This is a genomic window from Bacteroidota bacterium (assembly GCA_041658205.1).
Classification (GTDB): Bacteria; Bacteroidota; Ignavibacteria; order UBA10030; family UBA8401; genus UBA8401.
This window is the reverse complement of record JBBAAO010000001.1, coordinates 2379179-2400595: the sequence shown is the minus strand read 5'-3', so window position 1 is coordinate 2400595 and position 21417 is coordinate 2379179. Positions and strand designations below refer to the sequence as shown.

Here is a 21417-nt window from a genome sequence, read left to right as displayed (position 1 = left end):
CGTTTATGACGACCTACTGACTAAAGGAGATTTGTGCAACAAACAATTAATATACTTTTTATCGGCGATATCATCGGTAAACCCGGACTCGATCTGGTCACGAACCTTTTGAAAGGTCTTTTGGAAAAATACAAGATCGATTTTTGCATCGCAAACGGTGAGAATGTAGCAGATGGAAAAGGAATAGAAGAAGTCCAGGTGAAACAATTGTTTGAGATGGGAGTGCATGTTATCACGGGTGGAAATCATACGTTTGATCGCTGGGATATGAGGAAAGTGTATACGTCATTCAAACATTTGCTGCGTCCTCTCAATTTTCCCCACGGGACTGCCGGTATTGGCTACACAATTTACGAAATGAAAAGCGGCGTGAAAGTTGGAGTGATCAATATGCAGGGACGAACGTACATGCAGCCAATTGAAGATCCTTTTCGTACAATAGATTGGGCTTTGTCCAAGATTAATGAACAGACAAAGATCGCATTCATCGATTTTCATGCGGAAGCAACCGCGGAAAAAATGGCGTTGGGATGGTACGTTGATGGACGCGCGAGTGTCCTTGTAGGAACACATACGCATACACCGACCGCCGATGCACGAATTCTTCCCCGGGCAACAGGGTATATCACCGATGTAGGAATGACCGGTCCGTATGATTCAGTGCTTGGGATGAAAAAAGACTTGGCGTTAAAACGATTCTTAACGCAGACACCCCATAAATATGAAACGGCTTCAAACGACGTTCGATTATGTGGAGTGATTGCTGAAGTGGAAGTTGAAACAGGGAAGTGTCTTAAGTTCGAACAGTTGATCTATCCTAAATTTTAATTGACAAAAAGCATAAGATATTTTCTGTCTCGAACACGGCAATAGTATGTTGGGAATGTTCCGTCCGAAAGTTGAACTTTACCAACACCTCGGAGAATTAACAGAGTAGACGATCCCGGAGCTAAGATGGTATAAGTTCCGCGATCATTGTTTGCATATTCTGCGGATGCGAGTTTAATCATTCCGGCGGCATCAGCAGTCAGACCGACAAAAGAATGTCCGCCTCCAGCCATGGCGGAGGGACGTGAATAATACTGATCTGCTTTTACCGCTAGCATTGCAAGATCAGCTTGCAAGTCGTCTCGATTTTGCGTGATCATGTTGTCATTGTAGAGAGTTATTCCGACGGAAACTGCAATTCCAACGATGATAACGCCCAAAATGGTTAAAAGTAATTGTTGTTGGCCCATAAAATTCCATGAAGTGTACTAGGTTCTTCTCTCTTGACCTATGATTGTTGACACAACAACAAAAACCTAAACATATGTTCAGGTAGAGTTCTAAGTTTCTCAAACAACTATTTCGATATACATTATATTGATGTATTAATTCCTCCATAAAATGATGACGATAATCGACGGTAAAAAAATATCACAAGAGATTAAGAATGAAGTAAAACTCGCTACCGAGAAATTTAAACGTGAAAAAGGATTTGTTCCAGGATTAGTTGTGATCCTCGTCGGAGATAATCCTGCTTCGCAGGCATATGTAAAAAGTAAGGGAAAAGCTTGTGAAGAATTGGGATTCTATTCGGTAACGGAACGGGTTTCCGCAGACATCTCAGAGGCAGATCTGCTGTCATTAGTTGACCGATTCAACAATGATAAAAAAATCCACGGAATTCTCGTTCAACTTCCTCTTCCAAAACATATAGATGAGCAAAAGGTAATTGAAGCGATTTCTCCTGCAAAGGATGTGGATGGTTTTCATCCTGCCAGCGTGGGAAAAATGATGATTGGGATTGATACGTTTTTTTCAGCGACACCGTACGGCATTGTGGAACTTTTAAAACGATACAAAATTAATCCTTCTGGCAAACATGTTGTTGTGGTTGGACGAAGTAATATTGTCGGAAAGCCAATTGCTAATATGCTTGTTCAGAAAAAGGAATGGGCAAATGCCATTGTAACAATTGCTCATACCGGAACAAAAGATCTTTCCTACTATACAAAACAGGCAGATATTCTTATTGCTGCGATTGGAAAACCAAACGCAATCACGAAGGAGATGGTGAAGCCGGGAGTAGTTGTGATTGATGTCGGTATCAATCGGATTGAAGATGCTTTAGCGAAAAACGGCTCTAGATTAGTAGGAGATGTAGATTTTGACGGAGTGAAAGAAGTTGCTTCGGCAATTACACCCGTCCCGGGTGGAGTTGGTCCGATGACGATTGCGATGTTGATGGTGAATACACTAAAAGCAGCCGGCGGAAATTTATCTTGAGCCCTTTGAATAAAAAAACCTGAGTGATCCTCAGGTTTTTTTATTGCTCATAGAATCCCGTTATTTTTGCCGATGCAATCACTTTCCCTTCTAGTGCCTTGTTAAATTCCGATAGAGTTATTTTATCGGAAAGTGGTACCGATTCAACATTCAATGCGTAAAGAGTTGTGACATACGGATGAGCGCCCGAACCTTTCGGAGGTTCCGGTCCGCCGTATCCAGTCGATCCATATGTTGTGAACAATTCTTTGGAACCCTTCGGCATTGATTTTAATGATGCTCCTTCCGTAAGCGATGAAATATTCCCGGGAATATTGATGACAAACCAATGAACCCAATTCTTTGCAACAGGGTGAGGATCAACGATAGAAAGTGCGAATGATTTTGTTTCCGATGGTGCGCCTGTCCATTGGAACGGAAGTGAAATATTTTCCCCTCCTTCGATGCCATAGTACGTATGTTTTACGGGGATGGTTTTACCTTCTTGAAATGCAGATGTACTGATTTTCATTACAGCCTCCACTATATGAGAATGAAATAGTTGCACAATCGTACGAAAGAGTTGGGAGAAAGACAACTGTAGTGCAGAGCCTATTTTTAAGATACAATCGTCCGGTTTTCACATTCCTAAATGAGCATGACGGTAATAAATAGAACTTTATGTAAACTATTTCGTAATATAAGCCTGTCATTCAACATTTTCCGGAGAACTTATGAAACGAATTCTCGCCCTCTTTACATTGCTATTTCTCTCTACCGTTCCATTGTTTACTCAATCGAATATAACTCCGTATTTCTTACGAAACAGTTTTCAATTTACCTCGCCTGGTGCTTTGAAATTTGGTTTGTACGGTTTCGACAATCCCGCTCTTCTTACATATGTTCGACAGCCGGATCTTTTATTCACATGGTCCGACAAAGGGGCGAGCGTGAACAATTTTGATCGGTGGGGATTATTTGCGGCCGTGCCGAATGTTGGTTTCGGTGTTGTGCGAGAAAAATTATTATCGGATTATGTCGCTGATTATACGATTTCAATGGGTGGTGGTGACAGATCGATGAGTGCCGGCATTTCATATAATTGGACAACAACAAACAATCTTCTTCTCGAAAAATCGGATTTACTTACACTCGGTGCGTTGGCTCGCCCCATGCCGTTCGTTTCCATCGGCGCAAACTATACTTCGGCAATAAATGTGAAAGGATGGGAAGCGGTTGGAGAGTTCAGTCTCCGTCCATTCGGCGATGAAGTGATAACGGCATTTGCGGATTATGTCCTTCATCGCACACCGCAATTTCATCAAGATTATTGGAGTGTGGGAGTTGCGGTCGAAGCTCTTCCGGGCATTCGTATCATCGGCCGATATTTTGATACCAAGGCATTCAATGTTGGATTTCAATTCAGTCTTGGTGGTGCTGGTGTGGAAACGCAGTCGCATTATGACGCAAACGGAAATCATTCAAATAATACGTTTGGCATTCGACTCGGTGCACAAGACAGAACTCTCTTACGAAAGATTATTCCTGCTCAACAAAAGTATGTTGGTTTCGATTTGAATGGCACCATCGGATATCAGCGTTTTGAACTCTTCGACAATACAAAGACACTCGCTAGCATTCTGGAGGTGATCGAGGCGTCGAAGACTGATCCATCGGTTGCGGGAATCGCAATCAATACTTCCGGCATGAATGTGGATCGTGAAAAACTGTGGGAGATCCGTGAAAAATTGAAGGAGTGCAAAACGGCGGGGAAAAAGATCATCATCTTTATTGACAGAGGAAATATCGATCTCTACCATTTTGCATCCATTGCAGATAAAATCGTTATGGACCCGGTCGGTACGATAATGCTTGAGGGTTACCTGATGGGGAATACATATATAAAAGGTATGTTTGAGAAAATTGGAGTTGGATTTGAAGAATGGCGCTTCTTCAAATATAAATCTGCCAATGAAACTATCTCGCGTGATAAAATGTCTGATGCAGACAGAGAACAGCGCCAGGCGATCATTGATGATTGGCATGGTATTGCCAAAACGGATATTTGTTCCGCGAGGAACATTACATCGGCGAAATTCGATTCACTCGTCAATACGCAAAGTATATTTCTTGCTCAGGATGCGAAAGAACTGGGATTGATCGACAGCATTGGCAGATGGGATGTTGTGAATACCATCGTCAAAGCCGAGACTGGTGAAGAGAACGGATATAAGCCGTTTAGTGCACTCTCTGCATTCCAAAAACCGTACGATGCCCAATGGGGTGAACCGCCGAAGATTGCGGTAATCTACGTTCTTGGTGCATGTGCAATGGATGAAGGAATTAATGCGCGAAGTTTGGTGAAAGTGGTCGAAGGAGCAGTAAACAATTCACAGATTAAAGCTATCGTCCTGCGTATCGATTCTCCCGGCGGTGATGCTATGGCATCTGATTATATCGCCGAAGCAATGCGGAAAGCGAAAGGAAAAAAACCGATCATTGTTTCCCAAGGCTTCGTTGCAGGCTCAGGAGGATATTGGCTTTCCATGTATGCCGATACAATTGTCGCCGCTCCCTGTACAATAACCGGTTCTATCGGAGTGATCGGCGGTTGGATATACAATAAGAATCTGAAAGAAACGCTCGGCTTGTCCACTGATTTTGTTAAAACGGGAGAGCATGCCGATCTCGGTTTCGGAATCCGCATGCCATTTATCGGGCTCGGACTTCCGGACAGAAACCTGACGACGGAAGAACATGAACGTATGGAGTATGCCATAAAATTCATGTACAAAGAATTTGTCACCAAAGTTTCCGTTGGAAGAAAGATGAGTTACGAACATATCGATTCGATTGGGCAGGGGAGAATCTGGAGCGGAGTGGACGGAAAACAGAATGGTCTTGTTGACATTCTTGGTGGTATGGAAATGGCGATTTCAATAGCGAAAGAACGGGCCGGAATATCAAAAGATCAACAAGTGACCATCGTCGAAATGCCGAAAAAAGGATTCTTTGATTTTAATGTGTTGATGCCGAAGTTTTTCGGCATGGAGACAAACCCTGTATCAGTTCCTGCAATTGACTTGGTAAAATTCCGCCTACAGCATAACGGTGAACCGATACCGATGATGCCGTTTGAAGATGCGCTGACATTTCCTGGCAAATAAATGAGTAGTGGTCAAAAAGTGTAATTTTTTATTCTTTCGGTTTCCAGAAAACACCGGCAACAGCCATTTGTCGCAACAGCGGTGCTACCCGATAGCGTTCTTCATGATGGTTGTGATAGAGTGCATCCAACACGGCAACGACATTGTTGAACCCTATCAATTCTCCCCAGGCGATTGGTCCATGCGGATAATTGGTTCCATGCTTCATTGCTTCATCAATATCATTCGGCGACGCAACATCATTCTGCACGGTAAATAATGCTTCGTTGATGATCTGACAAAGGATTCTCGGCATCACCATCCCAACACTGTCCTGCACCATTGCGGTCTCTTTTTTTGCAGATCCAAATAATGAAGTGACTGTATCTGCAATCTCTTTAGATGTATGAAGTGACGGTGCCAATTCAACGAGTGTATTTGAGAGGAGGGTGGGGAAGGAAGCAATTCCAATCAGGCGATGCTTGTGTTTTAATGAATGCGATTGTGTAAGAACAGTTTCAGATACTGCGCAAGAAACAATTGGGATATTTTCCGCCAAGTGTTCATCCAACGCTTCGAGATTCTTTTTTTTCTGTTCGCCGGAGGTGATGGTTAGTTCAAACGCTACAGTGATCTTCTTTGCCGAAGTCTTTAGTGAGTTTAAATTTTTCAATTCCTGTACAGCAATCCCGTGTTCCTGAAATGCAGCCGAATATTCTTTTACTAACTGTTCATCTCCAAGCAAGCACACCATCTGTTTCACTTCACCAGTCTTAGGTTTCTCGGCGTGAGTTTTGGTTTTCTGAGGTGAGCTTTTTTTTACTTTTACCTTTTTATCTTGTTTTGTCATTTTTCTTCGTAATTATAAAATCCCTGTTTTGTTTTTTTGCCGAACATTCCCGCTTCCACCAGTTGTTTTTGAATCTGGCTTGGCTGAAACCGTGAGTCGTGAAACAGTTGTTCATACACAGATTCTGTAACGGAAAAGTTCACGTCATTACCGATTAAATCCATCAACTCAAACGGCCCCATTTTAAAACCGCCGCTTTTTTTAACGATTCTGTCAATCGTTTCAACATTTGTGACATTCTCGCCAAGGATCCTTAATGCCTCACCATAAAATGGCCGGGCGACACGATTCACAATAAATCCCGGAGTGTCTTTTGCTTGGACAGTTTTTTTCCCTAATTGTTCGGCGATTGCCGTGGCGGATTTTATTGTTTCATCAGACGTTCGCGCACCTTTAACGATCTCAACAAGTTTCATCAAATGGACAGGGTTAAAAAAATGCATCCCGACAACTCGTTCCGGCTTTTTCGTAGCGGAAGCGATGGATGTCACGGAAAGAGAAGAGGTATTCGTTGCAAGTATTGCGGTGTGGTGTGCTATCTGATCGAGTTTTTTAAAAAGATCGCGTTTTACTTTAATATCTTCCAACACTGCTTCAATGATGATGTCACACGTGTCAAGATCGTTGATATTCGTCCGCTTTTTGATCCGTGTCAACGCTTGCTTCATATCATCGTCTGAGATCTTGTTCTTATCCACGCTTCGCTTCATTTCATAATTGATTTTTTCCACACTGTGGCGGATCACCTCTTCGTTGATATCATAAAGCGATACAGTAAACTTTTTTAATGCAGCAATGTGCGCAATTCCTGCACCCATTGTTCCTGCACCAACAATTCCAATTGAAATAGCCATTGTGAGTAAAGATGAATGATAAATGGTAAATAATGAATAGCGGAATGAAATTACAGAATGATTCCTGTAAAACCAAAGAGAAAGTGAGAAGGATTACTTTCGAAGGTTTGTATGCGAATTGCCTATGAAAAAGTTCGAACCGGTAATTATTATAGTCCGAATTGAATTCCTACGCTGCAATACACATCAAGCGGTTGATTTACCCATCGATTGACAGCATGGAGATCAACGCTGACACTCAAAAATGTATTCGGATGCCACAATAAGCCTACACCATACATTGTTGCGAATTGGAATTTCACGACCGATCCTTCTACCTCTTTATAACTTCCTCCCGATCCGGGAAAAGGTTCCGGAGAGTGGTACGGAACTCTTTCAATCGTTCCATATTTAGTTCCAACAATTCCAAATTGACCTCGAACAAACGCTTGGATAGAATTTTTTCTTGTCAAAAAACGAACACCGGAGTATGCACCATATTCAGCATAGTAAGGTTCAACGGTAAATGGTACGTAAATTGAAGAAGATGCAGAAAGGGCACCGGTGGTATGCGCAAAGCGCTGAATTTCGAATGGATGTTGTTGCGTATATGTTGCAGTAGAAATGAAATCGATATATTCATGGAGGCTCAATGCAATGCCGGCAGAATATTTTGTTGTCATAAAATATTCCCGTGATCCGTGCTGAAAAACACTCATTGGAAATGAAGTAGAGAATTCTATCCTTGGTGAGATTTGAGCAAAAACACTTGATGCGATGAGTGGAATAGCTAACAAGAATGTTCCGAAGCGTTTCATAATTCCTCCTGAAATATGCTCACACAAACGTAACAAATCCTATATGGATTAGCAACACTTACGGAAAAAAACCGCAAAAATCCAATAGATAATCAATACTTAATACAAAAACATCGGCTTTCCGATAACGTTAAAGACACGTGGACGATAATTCTCAATATCATATAATTCCTGCACATCAACTCGTTTGGTTCCATCCATGATCGACTTTAATGGAACAGTTGTATATTTCCCGTCACGTAAAGCTACCATCCTACCCGTATGTTTTTTTAAGACAAGATCTGTTGCGAGATTGGCGTAGCACATTGCCACCATTCTGTCCAATGCATCCGGTTCGCCGCTGCGCATTAGATACGCAACTTGTTGGTTGATGATATGTGCGCCGGTAATTTTTTGAATTGCTTCTCCGGTGATCTGTCCGATACCGCCAAGTTTTTTGTGTCCGTATGCATCTGCTTGACCATATTCAACGACTTTTCCGCCAACCATTTGTGCTCCTTCAGAAATTGTCATGATGGCATAACCGCTCGGATTCAGATGCTTATCTTCCAATAATAAACTCGCAAGTTTTTCGGGATCAAAATGTACTTCTGAAATGATTGCACGATCAACTCCCGACAGATATGCCGAGATAAGGGAGGTTTCGCCTGAATTTCTTCCGAACAATTCAATCACAGCAATGCGTTCGTGCGAACCTGCGGACGTTCGAAGGTTGGTAATAAACTCTACGCTGCGTGTTACCGCTGTGGAAAAGCCGATGCAATAATCTGTTCCATAAACATCGTTATCCATTGTTTTTGGAATAGAGACAATTGGGAATTTTTCTTCATGCAACCGCACAGCAAAACTTTGTGTATCATCACCACCGATAGCAATCAAGACATCGATTTTCAGATGTTCGAGGACTTTTAAGATATGCGGAGTGAAATCACTAATTGGATCTCCTTCTTGTGGTGGACGCATCGGATCTTGAAGGAACTTTGGAATGTCCGACCATTTTACTTTTTGGGGATTTGTCCGAGATGTATGAAGAAATGTTCCTCCGGAGCGTCCGATCGTACGTGTATTCTGTTTCGTTAGCGGGAGGTACCAATTTTTTTGATCTTCAACATCATTAAAATTGAAATTCAGTAAGCCGCCCCAACCACGGCGAATACCGTAGACTTCGGCTCCGGCATTTTCTGCGTGATAGACAACTTCTTTGATACAGGGATTGAGTCCGGGAACGTCTCCGCCGCCGGTAAGAATTCCGATACGCATATTCTTTCCTTTCAATAAAAGTACTAATTGCAGAGTTATTTATCTGATCCAAAATTAGGTAGTGATACTACTACTTGTTTCCGCAAAGATTGTACCAGTGAATGTAATGAAAATGGGAATGTTTCGCCCTATCTGATTGTCATTTCCGAAAAATGGAGGAGAGATTTTTTAGTTTTGATGAGAAATCTTCTCCGAAGCAAAGTAGGTAATGTTTAGTTGAGTAGATAAAGATTGAACGGAATGAAAGGAAGCTTGTAAGGTCATCCGTATCTCATCGGAAGAGATCGATCCTTCATCATGTTCATTATGGTATACTATGTTGTGTATCTGCTGCATTGCATTGTATCCTTCACGTTGAAAATCTCCAACCGTCAGAATACCATGAGGATGCATCACCCGGATCATCTCGTGAAGACAAATAAGTGGATTGGCGACTTCGTGAAGCGTATTCATACAAACAAGTGTGTGCATCCTCTCTGTTCCAAACGGGAGATGTTCCATATCCAATTGAAGGAACCGCACTCTCTCCGAAAATTGCATTGGAATACGTTGTTGTGTCCGGGGAAGATCCTTTAGCGATAGATCGCCTGATATGACATTCGGGTGTAGACAAGAGAGGACGGCACACATGCGGCCTGTTCCCGTTGCCAATTCAATCACTGGATGTTTTGTAGCAGGAAGTTGTTCTGCAATGTGAAAATACTCGTGGACAAGATCGTATCCCCATTCTTGAAGAAGCAAATCACTTTGCGATTTCGGAATGAGGTTTAGATAATCACCAATGTTCATGGCTTAGAAGGGAGAGGTTTTCATTAATTTATTCTACAGGATATGATGCCAGTGGCATCATACGTTTATCGAAAATTACGGATAAAGAAAATATTCGACCTCGGAGAGGTCGCACAATTATTACTTCCCTTCAAATTTCGGTACACGTTTTTCCATAAACGCTGCGAGACCTTCTTTATGATCGGTGGATTGTGCCGCCACCTCTTGCATCATAGCCTCATAGGAGAGAAGTTCATCAAAGGTCATCGTCAGTGATTTATTCAGCGTCCGTTTAATGATACCAATTGCTTTCGTTGCACCTTGCGCAAGTTTTCCAGCAAGTTCGTATGTGGCTTTTTCTAGTTCGGCATGAGGAGCAACATGGTTAACAAGCCCTACTTCTTTTGCTTCTATTGCATCAATATCTTTACCGGTTGCAGCAAACTCAAACGCTTTTGCTGTGCCGACCAAACGGGGAAGGAACCAATGGCCTCCGGAATCTGCAACCAATCCTATCCGGACAAATGCCTGGATCAATTTTGCTTTATCGGACATGATACGCATGTCGCACGCAAGGGCAAAACTGAATCCTGCCCCCGCGGCCACGCCGTTGATCATTCCGATAATAGGCTTCTCTATCGTACGCATCTGTTTAATAATCGGATTGTATCCTTTTTCCAGCATCTCCTTCATGGAGCTTTTTGCTTCCTTATATTCTTTCAAATCTTGTCCCGAACAGAATGCTTTTTCTCCACTACCGCGAAGGACGATACAGCGGACGGAAGAGTCTTTTTCCGCTTGACGAAAGGCATCAAGAAGATCTTTTTTCATCTGTTCATTCACCGCGTTAAAAACATCGGGGCGATTTAATGTGATGGTGAGAATATTGTCCGAAACGGAGTAGAGAATGGTTGAGTATTCCATAGAGAATAATTTATCTGTCCACGGTAGTGGAATGTGGTAGCGTCTTGAATATATATTTATTCAATTATCCTGCTTTAAAACAAAAGAAGCAACCGCTATTGGTTGCTTCAATCGATCCATATTAACGATACACTTCTTTTCTATGCTTTATTCGAAAAACTAAAACAAATATTTTCTGATCATCAATTTCATAAAGAATTCGATAATTGCCCGATCGAATTCTATAACCTTCTTTGTTGTGTAATTTTTGAATTCCAACAGGTCTGGGATCTGATTCCAGTTGTGATATTCGCGAAAGTATTTTAACCACTTCCTTGTCAGGAATAGCATCAAGATCTTTTTGAGCAGAAGGTTTAATGCGTATTGTGTAAGCCACGCTTTTTCAAATATTGTTGAACGGTTATACTTTTTCCGCGAACGCTTTTTGCCTTTTCCAGATCAGAAATATCTTCGAGAAGTTCAATCGCTTCACTTAAAGCCGGATTGGATTTCATTTTTTCCCAATCTTTGCGGTTGATTTTTACGTGAGATTTTGTTTTTGTCAGTGTCATCATTTCTCCAAAGCGATATGGTAACATAGTGAAAGTTTTACTTTCTCTCAACTTATTTAGCTCTAAAACAAAAGAAGCAACCGTTTCCGGTTGCTTCTCTATTCGTTAGGCCGCTCTTTCGTTGAACGAGGAAGCGGCCCACCAGCATAAATCTTCAGGGTTACGAATCCTTTTTCTTTCTGCTTACCATCTTTTTTACCACTTTGTGTTCGCGCGGTTTGTATTCGCGCTCTTCGGGGATCAATTGTTTCCAATCCGGACCGCTATGCGGTCGCGGACTTCCAAACGGTTTTGAATCGCTGAAACTATTGACTTCACTGAATGAATCTTGCTTCTTAAACGCATGTTCTCGTTTTTGTCCGCCAAAAGAATCATGTTTCTTCGGTCCGAAGATATCTCTTTTTCCGAAATTACTTTTTCTGCGATCACCGCTAAATGGGGTTCGTTTTGCAAATCCCCCTTCTCGTCGTTCTCCGCCAAATGATTCCCGCTTTCCAAAACCTCGGTCTTTACCGAACGGTTCTCTTTTCTTAAAATTGCGGTCGCTTCCGACGTTATTGATTGATCTCGGTTTAGCATGATCACGATTGCCGCGTTCTTCGCCGAATGGTTTTCGTTCTTCATTGAATGGCTTTCGTTGTTCACCGCCGAATGATTCCGATTTCGGATATTCGCGTTTTCGTTGTTCGCCGCCAAATGCTTCCGGTTTAGGAAATTCACGTTTGCGTTGCTCGCCTCCGGAACGAAATCTGTCACCGCCTCGGCGGTCATCTCGTTTGAATCCTTCGCGACGATCTGTACGTCCGGCAAATCCAGAGGGTCTGCTCGTTCGACGGTCGGTGCGTTTAAATCGATCTCTGTTTTCTCCGCGAGGTTCGCGATTGAAGTTTGTTTCGCTGTCCGATTGTTGTTCCATATCAGATTGTTGTGCAGACTTCAACGGTTTTTCCTCTACTTTGTTGTAATCAAAATCAGGGTATTTTTTGATTTCAAATCTCTTTCCAATAAATTGCTCAATCTTCTTTACGTGGCGTGCTTCGCTGCGAGTGACAAATGTTAGTGCATCGCCTGTCGAGAGTGCGCGCCCCGTTCGTCCAATGCGGTGAATGTAATCTTCCGCAAACGTGGGGATGTCATAGTTGATCACATGCGAAATTCCTTCTACATCTATTCCTCGTGCCGCAACATCCGTTGCTACCATCACTTTATATTGGCCTTGTTTAAATCCCGCAAGCGCACGCTGTCGCTGAGCTTGTGTTCTGTCGGAATGGATCGAGATAGCCTTGATTCCGTTCCGATGTAAGTTGTTGGAAACTTTTTCTGCACCAATTTTTGTTTTAGAAAATACCAACACGCTGTCCAGTTCCTTCGATTGAAGAATGTGCAACAGCAGACTTAATTTTTTGTCTTCGTTCACGGTGTAAAAATGCTGCGTGACTGTCGTTGCAGGGGAACGCTGATGGCCAACTTCGATCAATTCAGGACTTTTTTGAATATTCCTCACTAACGATTTCACTTCTTTAGACATTGTAGCGGAAAATAATAACGTCTGTCGAGTATCGGGTGTTTGTTTGATGATTAAACGCATATCGTCGATGAATCCCATGTCGAACATTCTGTCCGCTTCATCCAGTACAAGCACTTCCACGTTTGAAAGATTCACACTTCGGCGTTCCAAATGATCGATTAATCGTCCCGGTGTTGCGATGAGAATATCCACGCCGCGAGAAAGTTGTTTTAATTGGTTATACATGTTCGTTCCGCCGTAGACGGAAAGAGCGCGAAGTGAAAGGAAGCGGCCGTATTGTTTTACCGCGTCTTCAATTTGCTGAGCAAGTTCGCGCGTTGGTGTTAAGATCAACGCTTTAATATGATGATTTTTTTCGGTCTGTTCTGCTAACCGGTTCAGAATCGGAAGTGTAAATGCAGCGGTTTTGCCCGTGCCCGTCTGTGCACTGCCGATAATATCCTTACCGGCAACCGCCAGCGGAATTGCACGTGCTTGAATTTCTGTAGGGGTTGAGTATCCGGTCGCAAGAATTCCTTGCACAAGCCGATCGTTTAGACCAAGAGCTTTAAAAGCCATTGTTTGTTTCCTTTTGTGGTTTGCACACTACGGAGAATATTCAGATTGTCCTTAGGAATTGTAACAAAAATTCCTCTATGGACTCTATGTCCTCTATGGACTCTATGTCCTCTGTGGTGCAAATAACTATGTAGTATGAAAAAATGACTCGCTGCTGTGCGAAGGAATTGCGAGAGGTGAACCTAATCGAAAATGCCGTCAAAGAAGCGTGTCGTTGTACCGCTTCCGACGTAGTCCGCTAAATAAAGAATACTGCGTGCGGAGATTTGTTGGTGGATCAGATGCGGCGTTGCATATTTGCAACTGTTAAAGATACCAAAAAAAATCGTAACTTCCTATTAAAGTTTGTTAATGACAATAAAAGCACCACTACTCAACTATTTGTCTTTCCACACCGCTTTCCGTTTTTCCACAAAAGCTTTCATCCCCTCTTTTTGATCTTCGGTATCGTAAAGATTGGCAAATTTGCGCCGTTCATATTTTATTCCATCCTCAAGGGAAAGATCATCCGCTTTGTTCACCATCTCTTTTGAAGTGATGACAGCCATCAACGGTTTGCTCGCAATTTTCCTTGCAAATGCTTTTGCTTCTTCCAGCAAAAATTCGTTCGGTACGATTTTATTTACGAGTCCAAATTTTAATGCATCATCGGCAGAGAACATGTCGCCGGTAAGAAGTAATTCCATTGCTCTATATTTACCTACCGCTCTCGTGAGCCGCTGAGATCCGCCCATTCCTGGAATCACGCCAAGATTGATTTCCGGTTGGCCAAATTTAGCAGATTCACTTGCTATAATGATGTCACACGTCATCACCAATTCACATCCGCCACCGAGTGCAAATCCACTTACGGCTGCGATCATCGGTTTTTTAATCGTGCGCAGTTTATAAAATGGTTCAAACTGATTATCGTTGAACATCTTCTCAGCATTTTTCTCCATCATTTCTTTTATATCCGCTCCCGCTGCGAATGCCTTTTCATTTCCTGTAATAACAGAGCATTTCACATCGCTGTCGTTGTCGAGCGCAGAGAGTGCTTCAAATAATTCCCGAAGCACTTGTGAGTTAAGCGCATTCAGTGCTTGTGGGCGATTGATTTGAATTAGGGCAAAACCGTCTTGTTTTGATATAAGTAATGTTTCGTAAGCCATAGTATATTCTCCAAATTAGTATGTAGAAATATAGGTGATGAATATCGAAAGTGAAAGAGCGAAAAAGAAACTAATTTGCATCACTTGCTTTCATTCGAAAGAACAGAGATATTTGTATGTGAAACAACGCGTTACGCATTTCAACTCTTGAGAAAGGAGTAGTTATGCATCCTCACTCAGATCACATAAAAGCTTTTCGCACAACAGCCAGAGTGTTCAGCATTGTGCTCTTTATGCTGTGGGGTTCCTTTTTTGTGGAACACCTTTCATGGTTCGTCACCGAATCCATGAATACTCCTCCAATCCGTATATGGGTAATACAGGCAGGACATTTTCTTTTGCTTGTAGGATACTTGGTTTCTTTAAAATGGGAACGGATTGGGAGTGTTTTGATTATCGTGAATGCGATTTTCTTCTTTAGCTATGCAGCCGGGAAAAATGCCGTTCCGTTTATTATCGTAAGTGCTTTTCCGGTGATGTTGTATTCCTATTGCTGGGTAAAGCAGAGGCATTGGACAAAATCAGCATAGTGGGTTGTGAGAGAGAATCTTACTTTTCTAATTCAGAATATGTTGAAAAACTGATCGCCTCAGGTCGCACGAAATATGCTGTGTCGTGCTGGAATATCCTCCACTTATCATACTTTCCTTTATACCAGAATTTCAAATAGAACCGTTTTGCTGGAGGCGTTAATGTTAATTTATCTTCGGCAATTGCTCTTGGTCCGTTGCATGGCGTTGGTGCAAGAAAATCTCGGACTATGATGATGATAGTATCTGCGTTTTGGTAGTCTCGTGTATCAAATTTATAGTTTTTACACGGAAGTTTTTTTATCGAACGAAGTATTACCGTGGATTTTGTCTCTTGTCGTTCCAAACTGAAGGAAAGTTCATCTTCTTGAGAAAACGCGACGGAAAAAAGGAAAAAAAACCATAGGATGCTAAATCGGGATTTCTTTATGAAAATCATATCTTTAAGGAAGCATATTTATTGATAAAAGATGGAAAAAAATGGTTTTTTATTTGTTCTAGAAGAAAGTAATTGCAAAACAGATATATAGCAAGAAGTATTATCGGTGTTACATTTTTCTTTATGATCTTCTATTAAAGAGAAAGTGTATCCATTGAGCATTTCCATCGTATAAAAAAACACTTGTTTTAACCAATACAAGAAGCTTGAGTCAGTCACAAAACGTTTTCCGAAATTGTTGTATGTTGACCACAACCATTTTGAAATATCATAGGTCTAATACCTAAACGCAGTCATATGGCGCAAACAGACGAAGAACTTATTGAGCAATCCATTGCCGGAAATGCAATTGCATTTGAGCAGCTTATCTATCGTTATGATCAGGACGTGCTCACTATTGCAGCACGGTTCACGAGAAGTTCCGACGATGCGAAAGATATTTATCAAGAGACATTTATTCGTGTTTTTAAAGGACTGCCAAAGTTTCAACAAAAAAGCGAATTTTCAACATGGCTGTTTAGAATTGCCACAAATGTTTGTTTAACGCATAAAGAAAAAACAAAACGAACATCGACTGTATCGATAGAAGAAGAAGATAATAATGAATCTATGAGTGAATATGCTGTGAGCGATAATGAAACAGACGCACTGCTTCACGGCAATGAAATCTCAGACCGAATTGAAATTGCACTTCAGGAATTGTCGCCGCAGCAAAAATTGGTCTTTACACTGCGACATTATCAGGATTATAAACTGAAAGAAATTGCCGCAATGATGAATTGTGCAGAGGGAACAGTTAAAAAATATCTATTTGAAGCAACACTGAAGATGCGAACCCACTTACACGATCTCTACAAACAACAATGAAAAAAGAAGAATATAAAGAATTGATGTATCTCTCCATTTATGGAGAATTAAATGAGGGTGAACAGGCTACGTTAGATGCGTATCTGAAAAAACATCCTGATGCGAAAAAAGAGATTCAAGAACTTAAAGAATTCAGATCCTTCGTTTCTCAACATACTTCTCCGAAGACTTCTGATGATCTGTTGAGCGATGCCCGTTCTAAACTCCGCGAAGCATTGCGGAAAGAACGGAGTAAGAAATCACTCACGGTTCAGATGACGAGCTTGCTGAAAGAATTTCTTCAGCCAAAATTTGCTGTCGGTGGAATTGGAATTCTCTCATTGGGAGTGTTTATCGGATATTGTTCATTTTCACCAACAAGCATTGAAAATCAACTGATATTTCAACCAGTTGCAAATAGCGAAAAGACAAAACCGAAGACATCAATCGCCAACATTCAATTTATCGACAGTGATGCATCAGACGGTGAAATAGAATTCGAATTTGATGCTGTGGCACCGATGCACATCAAAGGAAAGATCGATGATCCCGAGATTCAAAAGGTATTAACGCATGCATTATTAAATGAGTCGAATGCCGGCATTCGTCTCTCAACTGTCAATGCTATTCGGAATCAAACAGAACAAACAAAAACGGTGGATCCTGCAATTAAAAATGTGTTGATCACATCGTTAACGTCCGATGCAAATCCGGGCGTCCGCCGCGAGGCATTGCGAGTGCTTCAACAATATCAATTTGACAACGATATTCGTGATGCATTATTGCAAGTGATTATGAAGGATGATAATTCGGGACTGCGTGTTGCCGCCATCAATGCTTTGGAAATTGCAAAAATGGACGGAACGAAATTCGATGATGCAACCATTCGTGCATTAAAACAACATATTGGAAAAGAACAAAATAACTATATCCGCAATCGTGCGGTAAATTTAGTAAAGGAGATCTATCAATGAAGACAGGAAGAATGTATTCAATCATACTCAGCGCCGTTCTGCTCGTTTGTGCAGCATTCGGAAGCGATCAGGAATCACCAAAGTCGTCTGGAAAATCCTACGCTCGTTCGGGATCAGTTTCAGTTACCGGTTCATCCAGCAATCAATCGAAGAAAGAACAATCGTTCAATGTGGGGAAAGGAAGTTCGCTTGATGTTTCCGTTACAGGTTGTGAGATTCTCATTAAGACATCTGATAAAAATGAGATTAACGTAGTGGTGGATGGTATTGATGATGAGGATATGGAGTTTGTAAAAATGATTCAATCCGGTGACGAAGTACGAGTAACATACCGTCCAAAATGGGGAGATCACAGCGACGGACGTTTTGTGATTACAGTTCCGACACAAACAAAACTTGAATTGCGTACTTCCGGCGGTGATATTGAATTACAAGGAAATTTGACAGGAGATGCCGTTGGTTCAACATCAGGCGGAAATATCACCATCGAGAAAGTGAAAGGGATGGTTCGCATGTCTACTTCGGGCGGTGATGTTCGCACCGGAGATATTGACGGCAAAGCAGACCTGCGAACGTCCGGAGGGAATATAACTCTGGCGGGTGTTAATGGTGAAGCAACAATCAGCACTTCCGGTGGTGATATTCGAATCGAAAAAGTTGCCAAAAAACTCGATGCAAGAACATCCGGCGGCGATATTGAAGTCGGTGATATTGGCGGTGATGCTTCTTTATCAACTGCGGGTGGTGATGTTCGTGTTGGAAAAGTGAGCGGCAATGCTTATCTCCGCACAGCGGGAGGTGATCTTCGATTAAAAGGTGCATCAGGAACAGTCGAAGCAAAAACTGCCGGTGGAGATATTGATTTAAAGAACATTACCGGCTCAATCGAAGCGAGCACAGCGGGTGGCAACGTCAATGCAGAATTGAATCCTACCGGTAAAGGCGAAAGTAAGTTAAAAACGGCAGGCGGAGATATTAAATTAACCATTCCGGAAAATGCCAAAGCGACAATAGAAGCTACGATCCGCCTTCGTGAAAATGGAAATTGGGGTTCATCATCCAGAAAAACAAAATATGAAATCCGATCTGATTTCAAAGCCGAATCATATGAAAAAGATGAAGATCGTGAAGAAATTCATGGACGATATATTCTCAACGGCGGCGGAGAAACCATCACATTAGAAACTGTGAATGGATATATCGATATCAAGAAAAAATAATTGACAATTGTAATGCAACAAACTCATCAAAGCGGCGTAGCGAACACACTACCGCCGCTTTTGAGTATCTAATTTGGAGGACCTATGACATCTTGTGTGCGAATTTTTGCGATGGGGATATTGTGCTGTTGGACTATTCAAGCAGCACAAGTAAAAGCAGTTCGATTGGTACAGCCGATCGTCGTTGATGGCAAACTTTCGGAATCTATTTGGAACTCAAATCCTGCATCTTCGGATCTGAAACAAAAAGAACCGAATCAGGGAGAACAGCCATCCGAAAAGACCGATGTATGGGTCGCGTATGATGATGATGCACTTTACATCGCTGCACGATTGTTCGATTCTTCACCCGATTCAATCATGGCGCTTCTCGATCGAAGAGATAATCTCAACACTGCCGATTGGTTTGGAGTATTTTTAGATCCGTATCGTGACAAGCGATCCGGAAATTATTTCGTGGTTGGCCCTTCCGGAACACTTGCAGATGGTGTGCTCTATAATGATGATTGGGATGATTTCGATTGGGATGGAGTATGGGAAGGGAAAGCACAGATAGATGATCGCGGCTGGACAGTTGAAATGAGAATCCCCTTCTCTCAGTTACGATTTTTAGATCAGGATTCCCAAATATGGGGGATTAATTTTCGACGTGATATCGGCAGGAAAAGCGAAACGGATTATCTCGTCTATACCCCAAGAATGGAAAGCGGATATGTTTCCAGATTCCCTGAACTTGTTGGTATCGATGGAATAAAACCTGCAAACGCTTTGGAAGTGCTGCCGTTTGGTACAACAAAAGCGGAGTATACTCATCCAGCTCCCGGTAATCCATTCAACAATGGTTCGCGTTACTCACCGGAATTCGGCGCGGACATTAAGTACGGATTGAGCAGCAATCTCATCTTAAATGCAACTGTCAATCCCGATTTTGGCCAGGTAGAAGTCGATCCGGCAGTGGTCAATCTTTCAGACGTTGAATCATTCTTCAGCGAACGGCGCCCGTTCTTTGTTGAAGGAGCAAACATCTTTACCAATTTTGGACAAGGAGGAGGACGAAATTTTTGGAATTTTAATTTCCCCTATACAACTCCATTCTATAGCAGAAGAATCGGACGTTCACCTCATGGCAACGATACGCTGGGACAAACAAATTTTATCGATATGCCTTTTGCAACACGGATATTAGGGGCTGGTAAAGTCACCGGCAAGGTAGGAGATGGGTGGAATGTTGGAACGATTCACGCTATCACCGCGCGCGAATATGCAGATTTCAAATCCGGTCCGGTGCGCGCGAGTGCTGAAGTGGAACCGTCAACATACTATGGTGTTGGAAGAGTGCAGCGGGATTTTAATGACGGCAAGCAGGGAATAGGTGTGTTGGGAACATACACACACAGAATGTTCGATGATCGAGTCCTTCAAAACGGGTTGAACTCGAACGGATCGTTTGTTGGTGTGGATGGATGGACATTCCTCGATACCAGCAAAGCATGGGTCGTTACCGGTTACAGTAATATTTCGCATGTGGAAGGAACGAAAACTCGGATCACCGGCATTCAAACAAATTCCCAACATTATTTTCAACGTCCGGATGCCTCGCATATTACGGTGGATTCCAATGCATCATCGCTTACAGGTTTCGCCGGACGATTTTATTTGATAAAACAAAAAGGAAATTTTTTCTTTAACTCATCCATCGGTTTCATTGATCCAAACTATGAAGTAAATGATCTCGGATTCCAATCCCGTGCAGATGTCATCAATATGCATATCGGCGGCGGATACAATTGGACGGAACCAGATGGCTTGTTCCGTCGCAAAGAATTAGGGGGAGGATTCGGACAAAGTTTTGATTTTCAAAATAATCTCATCCATCAGGTGTTAATCCACTTTGGTTTCGTCCAATTTATGAATTTCTATTCAGTGAACTGGAACCTGGCCATGAATCCAACGGAAACGATAAATAACCGACGGACGCGGGGAGGACCATTAACCATCAATAAAACTGGATACGAGATTAATTTAAATGCAAGTTCAGATTACAGTAAAGACGTTATAGTAGAAGTAAATACGAATAATTACTTTTCCGATCATTCCGATTATAAAAGCGCATCGTTTTGGGTCCAATATCGTCCGGCAAAAAACATTACATTTTCGGTCGGGCCGCAATATGAAACAGAAATGCAAAAATTGCAGTGGTTTGGTGAATCGGTTCATGCCGAACCATTGGCTGTAGCAACATTCGGAAATCAATATGTTTTTGGTCAGTTGGATTACCGATCGATCTCCGCCAACATTCGTTTGAACTGGACGTTAACTCCGTCCTTGTCTTTGCAGTTGTATTTGCAGCCGCTTATTTCATCAGGAGCATACTCTAACTTCAAGGAATTACTTAAACCAAAAACAGACGATTATTTATTGTACGGCACAGGCGCTTCTTCCATTTCGTATATTGATTCGACTTCCACATATTCCTTCGATTCGGACGGCAGCGGACCGATACCGGCAAAGAGTTTTTCAAATCCCAATTTCAATTCCAAATCGTTGAGAGGAAATGCCGTACTGCGATGGGAATATCTCCCAGGTTCAGTGATGTATTTTGTTTGGACACAAAACAGATCGGATTACGAGAACATCGGTGATTTTCAGATGAACAAATCATTCTCACGATTGATCGACGCAAAGGCGGACAATATTTTTCTGGTGAAGCTCAGCTACTATTTCAATATGTAACAGATTCAAAAAGACATTTTTTGCCATAGATTTCGAAG

The 21417-nt window shown here is 42.0% G+C and carries 21 protein-coding genes; 8 read left to right on the top strand and 13 right to left on the bottom strand.

Features of this window, described 5'->3' with window-relative positions:
- Positions 1–33 precede the first annotated feature (33 nt).
- On the top strand, positions 34–828 hold the full coding sequence (locus WDA22_09915) for a TIGR00282 family metallophosphoesterase (GenBank protein ID MFA5833778.1): 795 nt from the start codon (positions 34–36) through the stop codon (positions 826–828).
- On the opposite strand, the gene WDA22_09910 is transcribed toward WDA22_09915, so the two are convergent.
- Positions 825–1238, bottom strand: a complete 414-nt coding sequence (locus WDA22_09910; GenBank protein MFA5833777.1) for a hypothetical protein — start codon at positions 1236–1238, stop codon at positions 825–827. The genes WDA22_09915 and WDA22_09910 overlap by 4 nt on opposite strands.
- Before the next feature lie 154 nt (positions 1239–1392).
- Here WDA22_09910 and folD point away from each other — a divergent pair, with 154 nt between their 5' ends.
- The gene (gene folD, locus WDA22_09905) at positions 1393–2271 is read left to right on the top strand and encodes a bifunctional methylenetetrahydrofolate dehydrogenase/methenyltetrahydrofolate cyclohydrolase FolD (GenBank protein MFA5833776.1); all 879 of its coding nucleotides are present in this window, start codon (positions 1393–1395) and stop codon (positions 2269–2271) included.
- A 40-nt stretch (positions 2272–2311) separates the two neighbouring features.
- On the opposite strand, the gene WDA22_09900 is transcribed toward folD, so the two are convergent.
- Positions 2312–2782 (bottom strand): YbhB/YbcL family Raf kinase inhibitor-like protein, encoded by a 471-nt coding sequence (locus WDA22_09900; protein MFA5833775.1) that lies wholly within the window; start codon positions 2780–2782, stop codon positions 2312–2314.
- Positions 2783–2984: 202 nt separating this feature from the next.
- On the opposite strand from WDA22_09900, the gene sppA reads away from it, so the two are divergent.
- Positions 2985–5417, top strand: coding sequence for a signal peptide peptidase SppA (sppA, locus tag WDA22_09895; protein MFA5833774.1), 2433 nt, complete (start codon positions 2985–2987; stop codon positions 5415–5417).
- Positions 5418–5445: 28 nt separating this feature from the next.
- Here sppA and WDA22_09890 read toward each other — a convergent pair whose 3' ends face one another.
- From WDA22_09890 to WDA22_09845, 10 genes are all read right to left on the bottom strand, one after another.
- Positions 5446–6246, bottom strand: a complete 801-nt coding sequence (locus WDA22_09890) for a 3-hydroxyacyl-CoA dehydrogenase family protein (protein ID MFA5833773.1) — start codon at positions 6244–6246, stop codon at positions 5446–5448.
- Positions 6243–7100, bottom strand: coding sequence for a 3-hydroxyacyl-CoA dehydrogenase NAD-binding domain-containing protein (locus tag WDA22_09885; protein MFA5833772.1), 858 nt, complete (start codon positions 7098–7100; stop codon positions 6243–6245). The genes WDA22_09890 and WDA22_09885 overlap by 4 nt, the downstream gene beginning before the upstream one ends.
- A 149-nt stretch (positions 7101–7249) precedes the next feature.
- A complete protein-coding gene (locus WDA22_09880) occupies positions 7250–7897 on the bottom strand; it encodes a hypothetical protein (protein MFA5833771.1) in 648 nt (215 codons plus the stop codon).
- A 99-nt stretch (positions 7898–7996) separates the two neighbouring features.
- Positions 7997–9157, bottom strand: coding sequence for a 6-phosphofructokinase (locus WDA22_09875; protein ID MFA5833770.1), 1161 nt, complete (start codon positions 9155–9157; stop codon positions 7997–7999).
- Between the two features lie 168 nt (positions 9158–9325).
- Positions 9326–9946: a class I SAM-dependent methyltransferase gene (locus tag WDA22_09870; protein MFA5833769.1), complete on the bottom strand. Its 621-nt coding sequence runs from the start codon at positions 9944–9946 to the stop codon at positions 9326–9328.
- Between the two features lie 120 nt (positions 9947–10066).
- The gene (locus WDA22_09865; GenBank protein MFA5833768.1) at positions 10067–10849 is read right to left on the bottom strand and encodes an enoyl-CoA hydratase-related protein; all 783 of its coding nucleotides are present in this window, start codon (positions 10847–10849) and stop codon (positions 10067–10069) included.
- 121 nt (positions 10850–10970) lie between these two features.
- Positions 10971–11225, bottom strand: a complete 255-nt coding sequence (locus WDA22_09860) for a type II toxin-antitoxin system RelE/ParE family toxin (GenBank protein MFA5833767.1) — start codon at positions 11223–11225, stop codon at positions 10971–10973.
- Positions 11203–11427 (bottom strand): hypothetical protein, encoded by a 225-nt coding sequence (locus WDA22_09855; protein ID MFA5833766.1) that lies wholly within the window; start codon positions 11425–11427, stop codon positions 11203–11205. The genes WDA22_09860 and WDA22_09855 overlap by 23 nt, the downstream gene beginning before the upstream one ends.
- Before the next feature lie 133 nt (positions 11428–11560).
- Positions 11561–13486, bottom strand: a complete 1926-nt coding sequence (locus WDA22_09850; GenBank protein MFA5833765.1) for a DEAD/DEAH box helicase — start codon at positions 13484–13486, stop codon at positions 11561–11563.
- 377 nt (positions 13487–13863) lie between these two features.
- Entirely contained in the window at positions 13864–14637 is a 774-nt protein-coding gene (locus tag WDA22_09845) for an enoyl-CoA hydratase-related protein (GenBank protein ID MFA5833764.1), read from the bottom strand.
- A 164-nt stretch (positions 14638–14801) separates the two neighbouring features.
- Here WDA22_09845 and WDA22_09840 point away from each other — a divergent pair, with 164 nt between their 5' ends.
- A complete protein-coding gene (locus WDA22_09840; GenBank protein ID MFA5833763.1) occupies positions 14802–15167 on the top strand; it encodes a hypothetical protein in 366 nt (121 codons plus the stop codon).
- Between the two features lie 19 nt (positions 15168–15186).
- On the opposite strand, the gene WDA22_09835 is transcribed toward WDA22_09840, so the two are convergent.
- Positions 15187–15606, bottom strand: coding sequence for a hypothetical protein (locus WDA22_09835; GenBank protein MFA5833762.1), 420 nt, complete (start codon positions 15604–15606; stop codon positions 15187–15189).
- Between the two features lie 297 nt (positions 15607–15903).
- Here WDA22_09835 and WDA22_09830 point away from each other — a divergent pair, with 297 nt between their 5' ends.
- The 4 genes from WDA22_09830 (at position 15904) to WDA22_09815 (ending at position 21379) form a co-directional block, all read left to right on the top strand.
- Complete coding sequence (locus WDA22_09830) at positions 15904–16473, top strand: RNA polymerase sigma factor (GenBank protein ID MFA5833761.1); 570 nt, start codon at positions 15904–15906, stop codon at positions 16471–16473.
- Positions 16470–17426 (top strand): HEAT repeat domain-containing protein, encoded by a 957-nt coding sequence (locus WDA22_09825; protein ID MFA5833760.1) that lies wholly within the window; start codon positions 16470–16472, stop codon positions 17424–17426. The genes WDA22_09830 and WDA22_09825 overlap by 4 nt, the downstream gene beginning before the upstream one ends.
- Positions 17423–18646, top strand: a complete 1224-nt coding sequence (locus WDA22_09820; protein MFA5833759.1) for a DUF4097 family beta strand repeat-containing protein — start codon at positions 17423–17425, stop codon at positions 18644–18646. Before WDA22_09825 ends, WDA22_09820 begins: the two co-directional genes overlap by 4 nt.
- 84 nt (positions 18647–18730) lie before the next feature.
- Entirely contained in the window at positions 18731–21379 is a 2649-nt protein-coding gene (locus WDA22_09815; GenBank protein ID MFA5833758.1) for a DUF5916 domain-containing protein, read from the top strand.
- The last annotated feature ends 38 nt before the right edge of the window (positions 21380–21417 follow it).